The 17815-nt window shown below is 67.1% G+C and carries 16 protein-coding genes; 11 read left to right on the top strand and 5 right to left on the bottom strand.

Translation table 11 applies throughout. The features are described 5' to 3' along the window. Window positions 1-78: 78 nt before the first annotated feature. Together HOW07_RS13440 and HOW07_RS13435 are read left to right on the top strand one after the other, a co-directional pair. Window positions 79-1407, top strand: coding sequence for an ABC transporter substrate-binding protein (locus tag HOW07_RS13440; protein WP_175117442.1), 1329 nt, complete (start codon window positions 79-81; stop codon window positions 1405-1407). A 317-nt stretch (window positions 1408-1724) separates the two neighbouring features. Then, window positions 1725-3587 carry a glycoside hydrolase family 2 protein gene (locus tag HOW07_RS13435; RefSeq protein ID WP_175117441.1) on the top strand — a complete coding sequence of 621 codons (1863 nt, stop codon included), beginning with the start codon at window positions 1725-1727 and terminating at the stop codon, window positions 3585-3587. Window positions 3588-3766: 179 nt separating this feature from the next. Here HOW07_RS13435 and HOW07_RS13430 read toward each other — a convergent pair whose 3' ends face one another. Next, complete coding sequence (locus tag HOW07_RS13430) at window positions 3767-4633, bottom strand: type II CAAX prenyl endopeptidase Rce1 family protein (RefSeq protein ID WP_175117440.1); 867 nt, start codon at window positions 4631-4633, stop codon at window positions 3767-3769. Further along, window positions 4630-5064: a hypothetical protein gene (locus tag HOW07_RS13425; protein ID WP_064296075.1), complete on the bottom strand. Its 435-nt coding sequence runs from the start codon at window positions 5062-5064 to the stop codon at window positions 4630-4632. The genes HOW07_RS13430 and HOW07_RS13425 overlap by 4 nt, the downstream gene beginning before the upstream one ends. 237 nt (window positions 5065-5301) lie before the next feature. On the opposite strand from HOW07_RS13425, the gene HOW07_RS13420 reads away from it, so the two are divergent. Then, window positions 5302-5481: a hypothetical protein gene (locus HOW07_RS13420; protein ID WP_064296076.1), complete on the top strand. Its 180-nt coding sequence runs from the start codon at window positions 5302-5304 to the stop codon at window positions 5479-5481. Between the two features lie 74 nt (window positions 5482-5555). Here the strand turns inward: HOW07_RS13420 and HOW07_RS13415 are convergent, their stop codons facing one another. The 3 genes from HOW07_RS13415 to HOW07_RS13405 form a co-directional block, all read right to left on the bottom strand. Further along, window positions 5556-6098 (bottom strand): hypothetical protein, encoded by a 543-nt coding sequence (locus HOW07_RS13415; protein WP_079003156.1) that lies wholly within the window; start codon window positions 6096-6098, stop codon window positions 5556-5558. Window positions 6099-6240: 142 nt separating this feature from the next. Beyond that, the gene (locus tag HOW07_RS13410; protein WP_175117439.1) at window positions 6241-7965 is read right to left on the bottom strand and encodes a DUF4012 domain-containing protein; all 1725 of its coding nucleotides are present in this window, start codon (window positions 7963-7965) and stop codon (window positions 6241-6243) included. 185 nt (window positions 7966-8150) lie between these two features. Next, window positions 8151-8894, bottom strand: coding sequence for a CPBP family intramembrane glutamic endopeptidase (locus tag HOW07_RS13405; RefSeq protein WP_254628392.1), 744 nt, complete (start codon window positions 8892-8894; stop codon window positions 8151-8153). A gap of 154 nt (window positions 8895-9048) precedes the next feature. Here HOW07_RS13405 and HOW07_RS13400 point away from each other — a divergent pair, with 154 nt between their 5' ends. The 8 genes from HOW07_RS13400 to HOW07_RS13365 all read left to right on the top strand — a co-directional run bounded on the left by HOW07_RS13400 (window position 9049) and on the right by HOW07_RS13365 (window position 17776). Beyond that, on the top strand, window positions 9049-10431 hold the full coding sequence (locus tag HOW07_RS13400) for a polysaccharide biosynthesis tyrosine autokinase (RefSeq protein WP_079003159.1): 1383 nt from the start codon (window positions 9049-9051) through the stop codon (window positions 10429-10431). Beyond that, window positions 10428-11027 (top strand): low molecular weight phosphatase family protein, encoded by a 600-nt coding sequence (locus HOW07_RS13395; protein WP_175117437.1) that lies wholly within the window; start codon window positions 10428-10430, stop codon window positions 11025-11027. Before HOW07_RS13400 ends, HOW07_RS13395 begins: the two co-directional genes overlap by 4 nt. 80 nt (window positions 11028-11107) lie before the next feature. Further along, the gene (locus HOW07_RS13390) at window positions 11108-12010 is read left to right on the top strand and encodes a hypothetical protein (protein ID WP_175117436.1); all 903 of its coding nucleotides are present in this window, start codon (window positions 11108-11110) and stop codon (window positions 12008-12010) included. A 241-nt stretch (window positions 12011-12251) separates the two neighbouring features. Continuing rightward, window positions 12252-13688 carry a sugar transferase gene (locus HOW07_RS13385; protein WP_371743681.1) on the top strand — a complete coding sequence of 479 codons (1437 nt, stop codon included), beginning with the start codon at window positions 12252-12254 and terminating at the stop codon, window positions 13686-13688. After that, the gene (locus HOW07_RS13380; RefSeq protein ID WP_175117434.1) at window positions 13688-14833 is read left to right on the top strand and encodes a glycosyltransferase; all 1146 of its coding nucleotides are present in this window, start codon (window positions 13688-13690) and stop codon (window positions 14831-14833) included. The genes HOW07_RS13385 and HOW07_RS13380 overlap by 1 nt, the downstream gene beginning before the upstream one ends. After that, window positions 14830-15780, top strand: a complete 951-nt coding sequence (locus HOW07_RS13375; RefSeq protein ID WP_175117433.1) for a glycosyltransferase family 1 protein — start codon at window positions 14830-14832, stop codon at window positions 15778-15780. Before HOW07_RS13380 ends, HOW07_RS13375 begins: the two co-directional genes overlap by 4 nt. After that, window positions 15780-16676 carry a glycosyltransferase family 2 protein gene (locus HOW07_RS13370; RefSeq protein WP_254628346.1) on the top strand — a complete coding sequence of 299 codons (897 nt, stop codon included), beginning with the start codon at window positions 15780-15782 and terminating at the stop codon, window positions 16674-16676. The genes HOW07_RS13375 and HOW07_RS13370 overlap by 1 nt, the downstream gene beginning before the upstream one ends. Beyond that, window positions 16673-17776, top strand: a complete 1104-nt coding sequence (locus tag HOW07_RS13365) for a glycosyltransferase (RefSeq protein ID WP_175117431.1) — start codon at window positions 16673-16675, stop codon at window positions 17774-17776. The genes HOW07_RS13370 and HOW07_RS13365 overlap by 4 nt, the downstream gene beginning before the upstream one ends. Window positions 17777-17815 lie beyond the last annotated feature (39 nt).

The following is a 17815-nucleotide window of genomic DNA, read 5'->3' as shown; positions in this document are numbered from 1 at the left end:
ACATCCCGGTCCCTGAACCAGATCCCGGTCCCTGAGCCTGTCGAAGGGCCGACCGACCCACCCATGCAAAGGAGCATCATGCAACGCCAACCACGATCCCGGTCCCGTCTCCTCGGCTTCGCAGCCGCAACCGCCGTCTCGGCGCTCGCCCTCACCGGCTGCGCCGTCGGGGGCGGCAACGGCGACGCGTCCCTCAGCGACGAGGACGTCACCATCACCTTCAACTGGTGGGGTGCCACGGCCCGCGACGAGCGCACCCGCGCCGCCATCGACCTCTTCCAGGAGAAGTACCCGAACATCACCGTCAAGGGCCAGTCCACCGAGTGGGGCGGCTATTGGGACAAACTCGCCACCACGGTCGCCGGCGGAGACGCCCCCGACGTCATGCAGTTCGACCAGCTCTACCTCGCCTCCTACGCCCAGCGCGGCGCCCTCGCCGACCTCGGCGAACTCGACGAGTTCCTCGACACCTCCGATCTCAGCGCCGAGGTGCTCGACCAGGGCAAGGTCAAGGACGAGCTGTACGGCGTGCCGATCGGCGTCGGCACCGTCGGCCTCATGGTCAACCGGTCCATCTTCGAGCAGTACGGGATCCAGCTGCCCGACGCGACGACGTGGACCTGGGACGAGCTCAACGACGTCGCCCTGCAGGTGACCGAGGCCTCGGGCGGTGCGGTCCATGGCATGTCCCCGTTCGGCGGCGACATGCCGACCCTCACGCTCTGGGCCCGTCAGCACGGCAACGACATCTACGACAAGGAGGGCAAGGTCATCCTGAAGCCCGAGGTAGTGGAGAGCTACTGGCAGTACGCACTCGACCAGATCGAGAGCGGTGCTGCCCCGAGCGCTTCGCAGCTGGCCGAGGGCAACGGTGTGGCGATCGACCTCATGGACATGAGCACGGGCAAGGTCGCGATGACCTTCCAGCCGTCGTCGGTGCTCACCGCGTTCCAGGCCGCCGCACCCGACCACCAGCTCGACATGCTCCCGTTCCCCGCGGCGAAGGACGCCTCCGAGGGATACCAGTACCTTAAGCCGTCGATGTACTGGTCGGTCTCGTCGAAGTCCGAGCACCCCGCCGAGGCGGCACTGCTGGTGGACTTCCTCACGACGGACACCGAGGTCGCGAAGCTCTTCAGCACCGAACGCGGCATGCCCGCGAACCCGGACTTCCAGAAGGCCATCGAGCCCGACCTGACACCGACGGACCAGATCGTGGCGGGCGTCGTCGACGCCGCGCGCGAGGAGTCCGGCACCCCGCCGGCGATCACTCCCGTCGGCGGTGGCGACAGCGAGAAGATCCTCGGCCGCTACAACCAGGACGTCCAGTTCGGCAAGACCACCCCCAAGGAGGCCGCCGAGGCCTTCGTCGCCGAGCTGACGAAGGCCGTCGACGACGCCCGGTAGCTGCTCCCCGCCCTTCGACAGGCTCAGCCCGTTCGCTCCCTGAGCCGAACTCCCGGTCCCTGAGCCGAACTCCCGGTCCCTGAGCCGAACTCCCGGTCCCTGAGCCGAACTCCCGGTCCCTGAGCCTGTCGAAGGGCCACCCCGGTCCCTGAGCAACCACCCCGCTCCCTGAGCAACCACCCCGGTCCCTGAGCTTGTCGAAGGGCCACCCCGGCCTCTGAGCAACCTCCCCGGTCCCTGAGCAACCTCCCCGGGCCCTGAGCCTGTCGAAGGGCCGACGACACATCCACCCACCACCACGCATCGGAACGACATCCATGACGCACCCTCTCCGCTTCCCCGCCCCGCTGCCGACCGGCCGCGCCGACACCGCGCCGCAGCCGCGCCCGGAGTACCCCCGGCCGCAGCTCGTCCGTGACGGCTGGGTCAATCTCAACGGCCTGTGGGAGTTCGAGATCGACGCCGGCGACAGCGGGCTCGAGCGCGGGCTCCTCGGCCGCGAACTGACCGACCGCATCCTCGTCCCGTTCGCGCCGGAGTCGGCCGCATCGGGCGTCGAGCACACGGACTTCATGGAGGCCGTCTGGTACCGCACGCGGTTCACGGTGCCGTCGACGTGGCGGGGGAAGCAGGGTGTGCTGCACTTCGGTGCCGTCGACCACGACACGACGGTGTGGGTCGACGGGGTCGAGGCGATGCGGCATCGGGGTGGCTTCACGCCGATCCGGGTGCCGCTCGGTGCGGTCGAGCCGGGGCGGGAACTCGAGATCGTGGTGCGCGCCCGCGACACCCGTCACGAGCCGAAGGCCGGTGGGAAGCAGGCGACCTGGTACGGCAACACCGACTGCTACTACACCCGAACGACCGGGATCTGGCAGACGGTCTGGGTGGAGGCCGTCGACGAGCTGCACCTGCGTCGGTTCACCGTGGTCCCCGATGCGGACGCCGGGCGGTTCGACTGCACGCTCGTCCCGAGTCGGAACGCCGCCGGCTCGACCGCGACGGTGACCCTGTCCGCGGACGGAGTCGTCGTTTCGAGCGAGACCGCGCAGCTCGGGTCGACGATGTCGCCGTCGGTGCGGCTCGAGGTCCCTGCGGACCAGCAGCGGCTCTGGAGCCCCGCCGACCCGTTCCTCTACACCCTCGACATCGAGATCCGCGATGGTGCGGGCGACGTCACCGACTGCGTCTCGAGCTACGCCGGGCTGCGGAGTGTCGCGATCGACGGCACCGCGGTGCTGATCAACGGCGACCACGTCTTCCAGCGGCTCGTGCTCGACCAGGGGTACTGGCCGTCGTCGCTCATGACCGCGCCGGACGATGACGCGCTCGTTGCCGACATCACGCTCGGGATGGACGCCGGGTTCAACGGGGCCCGGCTCCACCAGAAGGTGTTCGAGGAGCGGTACCTCTATCACGCGGACCGGCTCGGGTATCTGGTGTGGGGCGAGTTCGGCGACTGGGGGGTGTCGGGTGCCGGCACGGTCGGTCACAACCAGGGGCCGACGGCGTCGTTCATCACGCAGTGGGTTGAAGCGTTGGAGCGCGACGTCAACCATCCGTCGATCATCGGCTGGTGCCCGTTGAACGAGACGCACCAGACGCTGCACGACCGCGTGACCGTCCTCGACGACGTCACGCGTGGCATGTTCCTCGCGACGAAGCTGATCGACCCGAGTCGGCCGGTGATCGACGCCTCAGGCTACGCGCACCGGGTGCGGGAGACCGACGTGTGGGACGCGCACTCCTACGAGCAGGACCCGGCGGCGTTCGCTGTGGAGCAGGCTGGGATCGCGGACGGAGAGCCGTTCACGAACCTCGAGGACGGACGCACCATCTCCCTGCCGTACGAGGGGCAGCCGTTCTTCGTGTCGGAGTTCGGCGGCATCTGGTGGAACGCGGAGCTCGCGGCGGCGGACACCGGTGGTGACTCCTGGGGCTATGGTGCGCGGGTGGCGTCGGTCGAGGAGTTCCACGAGCGCTTCGCGGGGCTCGTCCGCGTGCTGACCGACGACGAGAACATGTTCGGCTACTGCTACACGCAGCTCACCGACACGTTCCAGGAGCAGAACGGCATCTACGACTTCGACCGCAAGCCGAAGTTCGACCTCGCCCGCGTGCGTGCGGTGCTCGCGGCCGACGCCGCCTACGAGCGCCGAATCCGCCCCTCCGCCTCCTGATCGATCGTCCGGTCCCTGAGCCTCCACCCGGCCCCAGAGCCCCACCCGGTCCCTGAGCCCTACCCGGTCCCTGAGCCTGTCGAAGGGCCCACACCCCCAACCAGCCGACCCACCGCCGGTCCCTGAGCCTGTCGAAGGGTCCACGGGCTCCCTTCTTCGCCCAAGGACCGGCGCCCGGGTCAGCTCCCGCTGCGTGCCAGCGTCAGCAGCACGGTGAAGGTGTTGAACCACACGTGCGTCCAGATGCCCGGTCCGAGGCGACGGGTCGTCGCGGCGTAGACACCGTTCACCGTGCCGAGCACGAGGATGGTGAGCCCGAGCGTGACCATGGTGACCGGGCTACCCCAGCCCTCGTAGAGGTGGACGATCGCGAAGATCAGTGCACTTGCTCCCACCGAGACGACCGCGGCCGTGCGACGTCGGGCGGTCGTGGGCGTCGCCGCACCTCGGCGCACGCCGTTCGTCGCCCGTCCGCGGAGAATGGTGTTCCGGAATCCGCGCAGCAGGAGCCCGCGGAAGAGGAGTTCTTCACAGAACGGCGCGACGATCGCCGTGGCGAACACGGTGTTGACCAGCACCCAGACGAGCTCTGGCGACGGCGGGGCGATGTTCGACTTCGGCGTCTCGCCGGTGAGGGCGATGACGAACTGGCCGATCATGCCACCGATCAGCTGGATACCGACGGCGGAACCGAGCCCGATGAACACGTCGAACCAGCGGAAGCGGAGTCCGAAGTCCTTCGCCCAGGACCCGCTTCCCCAGGTGCGGCAGACGATCGCGAGGGCGACGAGGATGCCGCCGTCGAAGATGATCCACATGATCATCGTGCCGACCTCGCCGGACAGGACGCCGAAGGTCCGTGCGAGTTCGACGACGACGAGGAGCGCGATGATCGCGACGAAGGTCGTCAGCGCGGTCGGGGTACCCCACCGGGTGTCAGGCGAGGGGCTGTAGGGCAGGCGCGCCTCGGCGCGGCGAGCTTCAGCCCGTTCCTGGCGCGAGCCCGGGCGCGGGGCGGTCTCCGCCGGGACAGGGTGGTCGCTCATCGCTTGTTCGCGGCGAAGTACTCGCGAGCTGCCGGCACGTACATCTGGACGATCGCGACGATGGTCACGATGACGAAGATGAAGGAGAGCGGGTTGAGGGCGATCAGCCCGGTGATCGAACCGAGGACGGAGAGGATGCCGACCACGGTGAGGACGATCCGAGCCCAGTTGCGACCGCGGAGCATGAAGAAGGCGAACAGCACGTGGAGTGCGCCGACGATGAACGCGCCGACGGCTGTCGAGATCAGGAGGACGCTCGAGGAGAGCACACCGCCCGAGGCCGACTGTTCGGCTGCGGCCTCGGCGACGGTCCCGGCGGACATCGCGGCCGTGACCCCGGAGATGACGGAGAGGACGGCGGAGACGACCCACAGCCAGAAGGAGATGACGATCGGCTTCGGAGCGGTCCTGGAAGCGGCGGTGGCGGTCATGATGCTCGTTTCGGTCGTGGAGGATCCGACGACCGGACCCAGGCTGCGAGAACTGTATTGCCCGTCATCTGTCCCCCGGAAGGGAGGTATGTCCCGGCCTATCCGTTTTCCGCAAGATGGCCGGTACCCGAGCCCCCTCCTCCGGCCCCTGAGCCTGTCGAAGGGCCTGAAACCACTGCCCCGGACACCCTGTCAAGCCCGCTCAAGCGCGCTCGCGTACCTCTTAACCTGTTCCCCATGACGAACGACACGAACGACACCGACCAGAACAGCAGCGAGGGAACGCCGAAGCCGGGCGGCCTGGGCGAGAACCAGACCATCCCCAACAGCGAGGACGGCCTCGCGGTCGGCCACGACCCCGACGCCTCGAACTTCAACCAGGAGGAAGACCCCGACCACCCGAGCGACGACGCGTAGGGCTCGGACACAAACAAGAACGGCCGGTGCAGATGCACCGGCCGTTCTTATTGACCCGAAGGTCGAGAAACTTGTTACGCTGCGACGCCTGCGCGCTGGCGGCGGATCATCACGAAGACCGCGATGAGCGCTGCGCCGAGGACGACTGCGCCGGCAGCACCCCACACGAGGAACGCCGGGGTGTTGAAACCGGTGTCGGCGAGGCCGCCGTTGCCGGAGCCGCCACCTGCAGCAGCAGCCTTCACCGTGACGGTGGTGGTGCCGATGATCTGCGAGGAGAGGCCGGTGCCGGTGACCGTATAGGTGCCGGTCGCGTTCGTGGGCAGCGTGACGGTCAGGGAGACCGAGCCGGTCGCCGAGGCGGTCTTCACGAGCGTCTTGGTGTCGACGGCGGCGAGCGTGGCGCCGGTCGCGTTCTCACCGGTCAGGGCGAGCGAGACGTCCTCGTTCGGCTGGAAGGCACCGTCCGTGAAGGTCACGACGAAGGTGCCGCCGGGAGCAACGTCGCCGGTGACGACGATGTCGGCGCCGGGAACGTACGAAGCGTTCGCGGCGACCGGAGCGATGAACAGGCCAGCGAGGGCCAGCGCGAAGACCGCGGTGATTTTCTTGAGCATGTGGGTTCCCCTTGGAGACTGGTCGTTGATCAGTGCAGTACTGGCATAGCTGTAGCTACCGTCACAACCAGCGGTGTTGCGACGAAGAATATTGCGCCGGCGCTGATACCCCCCGAAAACGGCTCAAACCCGACAACACGCATCACTGTACGGCAAATTTGCAGGTAAGCGCCAGTTGTTGTGTTTCAGGAAGATGAAGTTTGGGGGTCGAAACGACAAAAGGTTGCTTCGACACGCCGGATGTCGACACCGCCACGTCGATCGTCGTGCTTTCACCAGGCGCCAGTTCGAGTCGGAACTGCGAGAGCGGGAAGTCACCGTCGAGTGCTGGTTGGACCGGAAGATCCGCACCATCACGCTGGATTCCCTCGGTGTACGACCCTGGAGGAGAGTAGACCGCGACCTTGAAGTTGAAGTTGCCAGGCGTGACGCCGTATATCCCAGCACCGGTGATGTAGTCACTCAGCGACGTTGCGGCGTCGGCCGGAGCCGTGTTCGTAATCTTCAGACGCAAACCCAAGACCTGTCCTCCGGCACCACACTGTGCTATGCCGCTCTGGGTCTCCACATCGAGGTAGTAGCCCATCTTGCTGCCGGTCGTGTCGTTGATGTACACGCCGAAGGCGTCGGCCCGCTGCTCCTCCGTCGGGAGCATGTCCGTCAACGTGGTGCCGGCCAGGAGCAGTTGCTCCGCTTCAGCGGCGTTCCACACCAGGACACGTCGCTCGTCGCCCGACTTGGCGAGTGCCGCCACCAGCTTCGTGGCATCGAAGTTGCCGGTCGAGATGCGGTCGAAGACCGCCGCAGAAGCTGCCGCGAAGAAGGCATCCTGCTCTGCCCCGGCCGGGTAGCGCTGGTACACCTGGTTCAACAACAGATCCGCGGCGTTCTCGGTCGTGAGCTGATCACCCGAGGGGAGGTCGATCGGTCCCGTCGCTGCGAGCAGGTATCCCAGGGCGACCGGGTCGATGCTGAGCACGCCATCGACGCGGGTCCCGAACCGTTGGAACCACATCTCCGAGGCAAGCTCGGCGGACACGTCGAACCGCGGCGTCAACGTCACGTCTTGGATGAAGCGCCCAGTGATGTTGCCGTAGATGCCTGCGGTCTCCGTCGACAGCGGCAGGACCGGTTCTGGAAAACGCGGGAAATCACCTGATGTCGCCTGCTGTAGGAGCGAGATGCGGCCCCCGTCCGTGCCGATCAGGGCCAGCGCACCCGGATTGCCTCCGCTCGCGCGCGGCTCGGCCGGGTTCTGGAACATGATCAGGTAATTGCGGGGCCCGTCGGCGCCGAGCATCGTCGGCAGCAGATCGATCGCGCGCCGTGCCGCATCGACCGTGTCGGCTGTCTCGGTAAGGACCGGTCCGAGCTGGTCGACCGCCGACGACACCTGGCTGATGAGGCGGGACTGGTCGATTCCTCGGACGCGCTTGGCCGCGCCCTCGAGAGCATCGTCGGCCGAACGGACGTCCTGCTGAGCATCGATCATCGGCTGCAGCGGTACCGCACCGTCGACAGGTTTGAACAGGTCGGGGCGAAGCGATCCGGAGAGGTTCACCAGCGGAGCGATCGCTCCGACGGCGACCTCGTCGGTCGCGCCCGCCAAGTTCCGGACGGCTGCGAGGTTCGGTCCGATCCACGGCACGATCTCGGCGGCACGCCAGATCGGGTCGCTCGTCAGTGCAGCAGCCTCGCGGGCGTGGGCTGCGAGCTCACGAGCGGTCTTACCTGCAGCAGCTGCGTCTCCGCCGAGCACTTGCTCGCGGACCTGCTGGGCAAGGGGCACTGCCGCTTCCAGTTCCCCCTTGGCGAGGAGTGCGCGCACACCGATCCACGCGACAGCCGCCAACAACAGGACGAGCACGCCGGAGACGATGAGCGCGGTCCTGCGGCGCCGAGCACGCAGTCGCTCGGGGTCCGCGTTCTCCCGTCGTCGGGCACGGGAGCGCGCCGTCGTGCTCCGCCGACTTCCGGACCCTTTGGAGGAGGTTCGCGATGGGCCTGAGGAAGACGAGCGACGTTTGTCGGATTCGGGTGCCGGCATGGGGGTTATTCAATCACGACGCCGGTGCCACCGGTTACGGCGGACAGACCGAGCGCGAGGATCGACGCGTTGAACACGACATGCGCGACGATCGCGGGACCCAGCCGACCGGTCAGAACGGCGAGGCTTCCCGCGCCCAGCCCGACGAGCAGGGTTCCGACCCCGACGACGACCGCTTGGGCGGAGGTGGTGACGGCGAGGAGGTGCAAGATCGCGAAGAGCAATGCGCTGATCCCGACTGCTATCCATCGCCCTCCGCGGAGCATCCTGATGATCGACGGGAGGACGAGCCCACGGAAGAAGGTCTCCTCGATCACCGGCGCGATGAGGATCACCGAGAGTAACGCGACGACGACGTACACCACCTCGTCTGCGGTCGCGAGGGGCACGGCGTTCCCAGCGGTGGCGGGAAGCCCGCCATAACAGAGGATCTCGAGCGAGCTCACGACGATCCGCAGAAGGAGGCCCGCCGCAGCACCCCAGAGGAGGTCGATGGGGCGGACGCTCCACCGCACTGCCATCGGAACCGTCGGGCGCAGGCTCGGAACCAGCAGGACGATGAGGAGCGCGACCACCAGGGGAAGCCACACGAGCACGTAGCCACCGAGCGGTGAGAACGGTCCGACGATCCGCACACCACCTGGGAACCCCAGCGCGATCACGACGGTCGCGACGAATCCGATCGTCGCAATGACGAGACGCGCCCGCGTCGTCTGTTGATCGTCGCGCGGCGTGGTCTCGTGTGGCATCGTCACGAGAGCAAACTACGGCAATCGGCCATGCTCATGACACGGACGCTCTGGAACAGGCGTCGGTTTATGGCAGCATGGCTCCCAACGCCCTGTTCGGGGCACGCCTTGGCAGCAGGGTGAACCGCTCTCCTCATCGAACGGAAGCCACCGCGTGGAGCTCACCGACTATCTCCGTGTCCTTCGCAAGTACTGGGTGCTGATCGTCGCGCTCGTGCTCGTCGGCGTTGCCGCAGCCGCTGCCTACTCTCTTGCGAAGACGCCCGAATACAGCTCATCGGCCAAGGTCTTCGTGTCGACACAATCGAGTGACAACGTGTCGGACCTCACGCAGGGGAACACGTACTCGCAACAGCGGGTCAAAACCTACGTCAACCTCGTGAGCACACCGATCGTGCTCCAGCCGGTCATCGCCGCGCTCGAACTCAACATCACCGCCGGCCAGCTCGGTGGGCAAGTGTCCGCTGTAGCCACGCCCGACACCACGATCATCCAGATCACCGCGACGAGCGAGGACCCCGTACTCGCCGCCGAGCTTGCGAACACCACCGCTGAGAGCTTGACCGGGGTCGTCGCGAAGATCGAGAGCACTGACGACGGTGCGACGAGCCCCGTGAAACTGACCCGTGTACAAGAGGCGAACGTGCCGACGACGCCGGGGAGCCCGAACGTGCCCCTCAATCTTGCTCTCGGTGTTCTCGTCGGCCTCGCTCTCGGGGTTGCTTTCGCGGTCCTCCGTGAGACGCTCGACACCCGCATTCGGAACGAGCGCGACATCGAGGGCCTCACCGAGATCCCGATCATGGGCGGCATCGCCTTCGACCCGAAGGCGAAGCAGCGCCCGCTGATCGTCCAAGCCGACCCGAAGAGCCCGCGCGCCGAATCGTTCCGCAGCCTCCGAACGAACCTCCAGTTCCTCGACGTCAGTGACCAACCCCGCAGCTACGTCGTCACCTCCTCGATCCAGAGCGAGGGGAAGAGCACGACAGCGGCGAACCTCGCCATCGCCCTAGCCGATGCCGGTCACCGCGTCATCATCATCGACGCCGACCTTCGTCGGCCGAAGCTCGCCACCTATTTCGACCTTGAAGGAGCCGTCGGCTTGAGCGACGTCCTCATCCGTCGCGCGACGCTCGAGGACACCATGCAGCCGTGGGGCCGCGGCGCGCTCACCGTCCTCCCCGCTGGCGCGATCCCGCCGAACCCGAGCGAGTTGCTCGGCTCCAGCGTGATGCAGAAACTCATCTCCGGTCTCGAGAAGCAGTTCGACTACGTGCTCATCGACGCACCGCCGCTCCTGCCCGTCACGGATGGTGCCCTGCTGGCCCGCCACACCGGCGGCGCATTGGTCGTCGTCGCTGCCGGGCGGACCCACAAGAACCAGCTGAAGGGCGCCCTTGAAGCGCTCGTCCACGTGAACGCCTCGGTCGCCGGTCTCGTCATGACCATGGTCCCGACCAAGGGCCCAGACGCTTACGGATACGCACGCTACGGCTATGGTGCCGGCTACGGCTACACCGAGGACGTGAAGGCGTGACCGACGCCACGGCGGCGGCTACACGTCCGTTCTCGGTGCTGTTCGTCTGCACTGGGAACATCTGCCGGTCGGCGCTCGGTGCGCAGCTCCTGAAGGCTCGGCTCGATGCCGCAGGCGTCACCGCAGGTGGCCATCTGATCCGCGTGTCAAGCGCCGGGACGGGCATGCAGCCCGAACTCGTCATGCCACCGGAAGTCGTCGAGCAGTCGCGTCGGTTCGGCGGAGACCCGAGCGGCCACGTCCCGCGACAGTTGAACCGAGACATCGTCGCCGATGCGGACCTGATCCTCACCGCGACGCGTGAGCATCGGAGCGATGTCGCCCGTCTCCTCCCCCGTGCCTCGCGAGTGACGTTCACCGTTCCTCAGTTTGCGCGCTTGATCGCGGAGACCGAGCCCGCCGCCGATCTCTGGGAGCTCGTCGCGTCGGCCGCGGCGGAACGCGGCCTGGTACCGCCTCCTGCGAACCCTGAGGACGACGACATAGAAGACCCGTACCGTCGCAGCTCGGAGACGTACAACCGGGTCGGTGCGCAGATCAATGAGTTCATCGACATCATCGCGAAAAACTTGGCGCAGTCGGGCGATCGGCGGTGAGCACGAAGCGCGGACGCTCCACATACCGATCGGCGAACGTCCGGTCGCGGTGGCGCGATTCTCTGAGTTCCAGCCAACGTGTGCTGGTCGTCGTCGGTCTGGTGCTGTTCCTCATCGTCGATGTGATCCTCGTCGGGCTCGCTCTCACAGCGAATAGCGCACCGACGGCTGACCGCACGCCGCGGCCACTCGTCACCTTCAACACGACACCGGAGCCGGAATCCACGCCCGGCGCATCGGCGGAACCGACGGGCGACGCAGCAGCGGACGGCAGGCGCTTCATCACCACGGTGGACGGCCAGACCCTCTGGCGTGCCACTGCGGGCGCCTGCTCTTCGACGCCGGCAGTCGTCGAGCGGAGCGTCGACGCCGGGGCGACCTGGACGCCGCTGGCGACGAACGCATTCGACCTCCGTCAGGTGCTCGCTCTCACGGCCGGCGACGATGGGGAAATCGAGATCATCGGTGCAACCGGTGATGCCTGCGCAGTCGGAGGCTTCTCGTCCTCGGATGCCGGTGACTCTTGGGCACCGGATGCCGCTCTGCCGGGCGAGATCAGCTACCTGACCCCTGATGACGCTGCCATCGTCGTGGCGGGCCAAGGAGTCGGGCTCCCCTGCCCAACCGTCGACGTCATGAGCGCGACGACCGACAGGACCGTGGCTGCTTGTGCGGCCGTCCTGGCGGAATGGGACCCGACCACCGGGTCGTGGGTCACCACCCCGTACGCCGGTGTGCACGCGCTGGCCTCCGAGGGCGAGCGCCTCATGTTCGTAGCCCGTGGTGTTCCCGGGTGCAACGGCCTGGGCGCGCTGGCGATCAACGGGGTTCCCGCGGCGTTCGCGAGCGCCCCGCTCGTCGGCTGCATCGACGGAGCCGACGCGTCCGCACCAGCCGCTCTCACGATCGCTGGCCAGGGCGCATGGCTCTGGGTCGGCGACCAGCTGTACCGCTCGGCGGACGGCGGCGTCACCTGGGGCTAGGGTTATCCCTACATTTGTCACCAATCCGGGGGTCACCCGCAAAAAGGAGGACAGATGTTGCACATTTTCACCGATAGTCTCAGCAGCAGTCCCGATACATCCCCGTATCGAAGCACCAAGCTCTTCCCTCGTCACCCGTAGTACTTACGTGTTCCACCACGGAGACCGCATGCTGTCGCAGCCTTCCGTGCCGCTGCCAATGACGCCTGCGAGCACTCCCCCCGACCCAGCTCGCGTTGTCGTGCGCGATTGGCGCCGGGTCTATGCCCGGCGCCTCGCGGTCACCGACGCGATCGTCCTCATCTGGATCGTCTTCGGAACCCAACTGTTCTGGTTCGATTTCGATCAGGAGACGACCTCGGTCGGTTTCGACATGACACGCGTCGTCGTGAACTACACCGTCATCTCGATCACCCTCATCGTCGCCTGGCTCGTGACGCTTCGCATCTTCGGCACCCGGGAGTACCGAGTGGTCGGAAGTGGAAACGCGGAGTACCGGCTCATCGCCGACGCGAGTATCCGCTTGTTCGGCATCATCGCCATCATCGCCTTCCTCGTGAAGCTCGATCTCGCGCGCGGATACTTCCTGCTGGCCTTCCCCTTGGGGATCCTCGTCCTGCTGCTGTCACGGTGGATGTGGCGCCAGTGGCTGTCCGTGCAGCGCGCCCACGGTCGCTACGCGTCGCTGGTACTGCTCGTGGGATCGGCCGATTCGGCCGAGCACATCGCCAAAGAACTCACCCGCAACATGGACGCCGGTTATCGAGTGGTCGGTGCCTGCGTTCCGACGGGCAAGATCGGCGGAACGCTCGGCGACACGGGCATCCCCGTGTCCGGAACAGTGGACACCGTCCTCGAGGCGCTCGCGGCGACACGGGCCGATACGGTCATCATCACCAGCTCGGACGAGTTGACGCCGGTGCGTGTCCGCGAATTGAGCTGGAGTCTCGAACCGGGGCGCCAGCATCTCATCGTCGCGCCGAGCCTCACCGACGTCGGCGGCCCGCGCATCCACACCCGCCCCGTGGCCGGCCTTCCACTCATCCACGTGGAGACTCCTCGATACGAAGGGCGCAAGCGCTTCTCCAAGCGCGCCTTCGACATCCTCGGCTCCGGCCTCATCCTGCTCGTCGCCTCGCCCATCCTGCTGGTGGTCGCCCTCCTGGTGAAGTTCACCAGCCCCGGTCCGGTCCTGTACCGCCAGGAACGCATCGGCCTGAACGGCGAGCCCTTCAACATGCTCAAGTTCCGATCCATGCGGGTGAACGCCGACGCCGAGCTCGCCGCGTTGCTCGCCCAACAGGGCACGAGCGATCGCCCGCTGTTCAAGGTGCAGAACGATCCACGCCTGACCCGTGTCGGCGCCACCCTGCGGAAGTTCTCGCTCGACGAGTTCCCTCAACTCATCAACGTCTTCCGCGGCGACATGAGTCTGGTCGGTCCGCGCCCGCAGCGTGAGGGCGAGGTCGCGCTCTACGACTCCGCGGCGAAGCGCCGCCTCATCGTGCAGCCCGGCATGACGGGCCTCTGGCAGGTCAGCGGGCGGTCCGCGCTCAGCTGGGAGGACGCGATCCGCCTCGATCTGTACTACGTCGAGAACTGGTCGTTGACAGGCGACGTCATCATCCTCTGGCGCACCATCCGGGCCGTCGTGGCTCCGGGCAAGGAAGCCCACTGATGGCGGGGCTCATCATCCACGAGTGGATCGAGCGCCACGGTGGCTCGGAGAACGTCGTCGACGCGATGGCCGCCGCCTATCCCGACGCCGACATCCACTGCCTGTGGAGCAACGCGCCCGACCGCTTCCCCGGCCACACTGTGAGTGAATCCTGGATCGCGCGCACGCCCCTGCGGAAGAGCAAGGCGGCCGCGCTGCCGTTCATGCCGATCACCTGGGCCCGGACCGAGGTCTCCGCCGCCGACTTCGTCCTCATCAGCTCGCACGCGTTCGCGCATCACGCCGGCGGGCGACAGCCTGCCGACGGACCGCAGCGGTTCGTCTACGTCCACACGCCTGCTCGATACCTCTGGGCCCCCGAGCTGGACGTCCGCGGCGGCAACCTCGCGGCGCGGGCCCTCGCCCCCGCACTCCGTCGAGTCGACCGCAAGCGCGCACAGGACGGCGCGACCTTCGCCGCCAACAGCGACTACATCCGCCAGCGGATGGAGCGCTCGTGGGGCGTCGAGGCGGAAGTCATCCACCCGCCGGTCCGTGTCGAGTACCTCCAGAGCGTGCCGTCCTGGGCGGACCGCCTGAGCGCCGAGGACGCGTACCTGTTCTCGACGCTGCCGTCCGAGTACGTCCTCGGTGCCTCCCGTTTCGTCGACTACAAACGGCTCGACGTCGCCATCCGCGCCGGCGAACTCGCCGGCCTGCCGGTCGTGCTCGCGGGCGCTGGTCCGCAGCACGCCGAGCTACAAGCCCTGGCGGATGCCGCGACGGTGCCGGTCATCATCATGACGAGACCGAGCGACGAGCTGCTCTTCGCGCTCTACCAGGCGGCGTCACTCCTGGTGTTCGCGGCCGTCGAGGACTTCGGCATCATGCCCGTCGAGGCGATGGCCCTGGGTACGCCCACGCTCGTGCTCTCCGAAGGTGGCGCGTCCGAGAGCGTGCTCGCCATCGACGGCGGTGTCGTCGTCGACGCGCTCGACGACGCGACGCTGCGCGAAGCGGTCGAGCGCGCCCTCCTCGTCGACATGACTCCGGCTCAGGAGCGCGTCAACGCGCTGTTCGGCTCCGCTGCCTTCGCCACCAAGCTCACGGACTGGGTCGGTCACTCCGCCCGCACAGACGGAACCGATCGGACCCTCGCCTCATGATCCTTGCCGACACCAGGTGGAGCGGCGTCCACGGCATCGGTCGTTATGCGTCCGAAGTGCTCCCGCGGCTGAGCGTCGAGTGGTCGGCGCTCAAGGTCGGCGGCAAGCCGTCCGATCCGCAGGACTTCCTTCGCGTGCGCCGGACACCCGGCGGCGAGACGATCTACTCCCCCGGCTACAACGGCTTCCTCGCGCGCTCGCCACAGGTGGTGACCGTCCACGACCTGATCCATCTGCACCCGACGACGAACCGTCGTGCCGTGTACCTCGCGCACTATTCGGCTGTCCTGCGCCCGATCATCCGCAGGAACCGACTGGTGCTGACCGTGTCTGAGACGTCGAAGCGAGCGATCGAGGAGTGGGTCGACGACGATCGCGTCCAGGTCGTCAACGCCGGCAACGGGCTGTCGGAGGCGTTCCATGCGGCTGAGGCCCCGACCACCGAAGACTCCGTCCCCTACTTCCTCTACGTCGGGAACCTGCGGGCGCACAAGAACGTCGACGTGGTGTTCCGCGCCTTGGCTCGCGTTCCCGAAGCTAAGCTCGTCGTCGTCATGAACGACCGTGAGGGCGCCGAGCGCCGTGCAGCGGAACTCGGTGTCGCCGATCGCGTCGAGGTGCGAAGCGGGCTGACGGATCCGGAGCTCGCCGACCTCTACCGGGGCGCGGTCGCGACAGTCTTCCCGTCGTTGGTCGAGGGGTTCGGCCTTCCGGCGGTCGAGAGCATCGCCTGCGGAACCCCGGTGATCTTCTGGGAGGGCTGCGAGTCGATCGCCGAGATCTCGAGTGGGCAGGGGTTCCCGGTCGGTGATGCGCACGACGACCTGGCCTGGGCCGAAACCCTCCGCGCAGCACTCACTGGGCGACCCCGTGCCACGGCTCCGGCGGCGAGCTACAGCTGGGACCGGACGGCCGAGATCGTCTCGAACGTGCTGCGAGAGCGTTGATGGATCTTCCTGAAGCGGTCTCGTCGCCGCAACCGTCGATCACCGCTGTCGTCCTGAATTGGCGCGACGCCGTGAATACGACTGCGTGCATCGCCTCGCTCGCGCAGGACGGTGGCCTGAACCAGATCGTCATCGTCGACAACGAGGCTGACGGCACGCTTCGGCAAGCGCTCGACACGTCGGACGCTCCGGATCACGTCCTGCTCGAACGTCCGGAGAACGGCGGTTTCTCCGCTGGAGTCAACATCGGTTTGCGCTATGCCCTCGACGCTGGCGCAGACTTCGTGCTCGTCATCAACAACGACGCTCGGCTGCATGAGGGGGCTTTGTCCGCGATGCTGGCCGCGGTCGAACGCGATGCGAGTGTGGGGATCGTCGGCCCGGCGATCCTCAACGAGGACGGCTCACTCCAGGCGCTCGGTCCGAGCATCGGGTTCCCCTTGCGGATCGACGAGACGGCGGGATCGACGAGCCCCGACTTCGTGACCTGGGCGTGCGTCCTGGTCTCCCGACGACTTCTGGAGACGATCGGCCTGCTGGACGAGACCTTCTTCATGTACTGGGAGGACGTGGAGTTCGGCTACCGCGCCCGCGCCGCTGGTTTCGGGATTGCGACCGCACCCGACGCGACCGTCGCTCATGCGGTCTCGTCGTCGCACAGCATCGCCGGCGACCGAGTCCAGCTCTACTCGGCGTATGGACTCGGCCGTGTCGCTGCGCGTCAGCGGCACTTCCTCCTGGCGTCCGCCATCCGCGCGACGCTGCGTGTGGGCAAACGCGTCGCCGCAGGCCGATTCCGCTTCGCTGGTGACCTCTGGCTGGCGTATCGAGACGGCCTGCGCCAGACGGAACAGCCTGCTTTCGAACGTGTGACGAAGGACGCTTGGCCCCGATGACTCAGAGACCCATCGCCCGGTACTACCGCGGCGCGCGAACGACGCACCTCGAGCGGCTGCACGACAGTGCCCCGGGCGACTTCTTCTATCAGAAACCGATGTACGACTTCGATATGACCCGAGCTCCTGCAGGGGTCCGGGTCGAACAGACCTCATTCCTGCACATCGCGGCGCTGGTTCTCAAAGGCACCTACTCGAAGCTGGAGATCGTCGAACCGTACGCACCGAGCGCGCTGCCGCAGAACCTTGTGCTCTCGGCGGCAGCCCGAATCGGCCGGGTGTTGCATCGACAGCCGACCCAGCTCGTGACCTACGCGATCGAGAATGCCGACCTGCCGAGAAAGGTCGCCGCAAGTACACATCTGCCAGTTGCCGTCACCCGAGCCCTGCTGCGTCTGACGGTCGGATTCTGCTACCGATCGCTGACTCGGGTCGTCTTCGGCACCGCCGACGCGGAGACGAACTACGAAGCCCTCCTTGGCGCCCGGATGAAGCGTCGTCCACCGGAAACGACCTTGATCTGGGGCCTGCCGACGGCCCACCCGTCCGCGCTCGCCGTCGACAACGAGGAGCGAGCATCCAAGGTGCTGTTCGTGGGTGCGCTCGACGAACGGAAGGGCATTCGCCAGCTCATGGACAGCTGGTCGGACGTCGTGGTCGCCTTCCCGGACGCGGAGCTGCAGATCCTCGGCAAAGGGCCGCTTGAGGCGGAGGTGCTCACATGGGCGAAGACTGCTCCGCGTACGACGGTCATCATCGACCCCACCCGCGACGTCATCTTCGAGGCGCAGCGTCACGCCGACGTGGCCGTCCTGCTGTCGCAACCCTTCACCAACTGGAAGGAGCAGATCGGCCTTCCGATCGTCGAGGGCCTCAGTGTCGGAACCGAGATCGTCGCGAGCACGGAAACCGGCATAGCTGGCTGGCTCGAGAATCACGGGCATCAGGTGCTGGCACCTCACGCTCCGCGAAGCGCCCTTGCGTCCGCAGTCGTCCACGCCCTCCAGTCCCGGCGGGTGCGCTCGGCAGTACTAGCTGACCTTCCTGACATCGACGGCCGGCTTGCCGCCGATCGGTGGTTGTTCATCCCGGCGATCTGATCGCGGCAGGAGACTCGGTGGCATCCGCCGGCCGTCACC

Origin of the sequence: Plantibacter sp. MCCC 1A11337 (assembly GCF_013349365.1) — a bacterium.
GTDB lineage: Bacteria > Actinomycetota > Actinomycetes > Actinomycetales > Microbacteriaceae > Plantibacter > Plantibacter flavus_A.
The sequence above is the reverse complement of the archived record's forward strand: the minus strand, read 5'-3'. Positions and strand labels throughout refer to the sequence as shown.

What these genes read in the sequence shown, in the direction of transcription:
- HOW07_RS13435 (WP_175117441.1), top strand. Translation starts at nt 1,725, where the DNA reads ATGACGCACCCTCTCCGCTTCCCCGCCCCGCTGCCGACCGGCCGCGCC.
- HOW07_RS13405 (WP_254628392.1), bottom strand. Translation starts at nt 8,894, where the DNA reads ATGCCACACGAGACCACGCCGCGCGACGATCAACAGACGACGCGGGCG.
- HOW07_RS13365 (WP_175117431.1), top strand. Translation starts at nt 16,673, where the DNA reads ATGACTCAGAGACCCATCGCCCGGTACTACCGCGGCGCGCGAACGACG.
- HOW07_RS13425 (WP_064296075.1), bottom strand. Translation starts at nt 5,064, where the DNA reads ATGACCGCCACCGCCGCTTCCAGGACCGCTCCGAAGCCGATCGTCATC.
- HOW07_RS13440 (WP_175117442.1), top strand. Translation starts at nt 79, where the DNA reads ATGCAACGCCAACCACGATCCCGGTCCCGTCTCCTCGGCTTCGCAGCC.
- HOW07_RS13370 (WP_254628346.1), top strand. Translation starts at nt 15,780, where the DNA reads ATGGATCTTCCTGAAGCGGTCTCGTCGCCGCAACCGTCGATCACCGCT.
- HOW07_RS13375 (WP_175117433.1), top strand. Translation starts at nt 14,830, where the DNA reads ATGATCCTTGCCGACACCAGGTGGAGCGGCGTCCACGGCATCGGTCGT.
- HOW07_RS13380 (WP_175117434.1), top strand. Translation starts at nt 13,688, where the DNA reads ATGGCGGGGCTCATCATCCACGAGTGGATCGAGCGCCACGGTGGCTCG.
- HOW07_RS13420 (WP_064296076.1), top strand. Translation starts at nt 5,302, where the DNA reads ATGACGAACGACACGAACGACACCGACCAGAACAGCAGCGAGGGAACG.
- HOW07_RS13430 (WP_175117440.1), bottom strand. Translation starts at nt 4,633, where the DNA reads ATGAGCGACCACCCTGTCCCGGCGGAGACCGCCCCGCGCCCGGGCTCG.
- HOW07_RS13415 (WP_079003156.1), bottom strand. Translation starts at nt 6,098, where the DNA reads ATGCTCAAGAAAATCACCGCGGTCTTCGCGCTGGCCCTCGCTGGCCTG.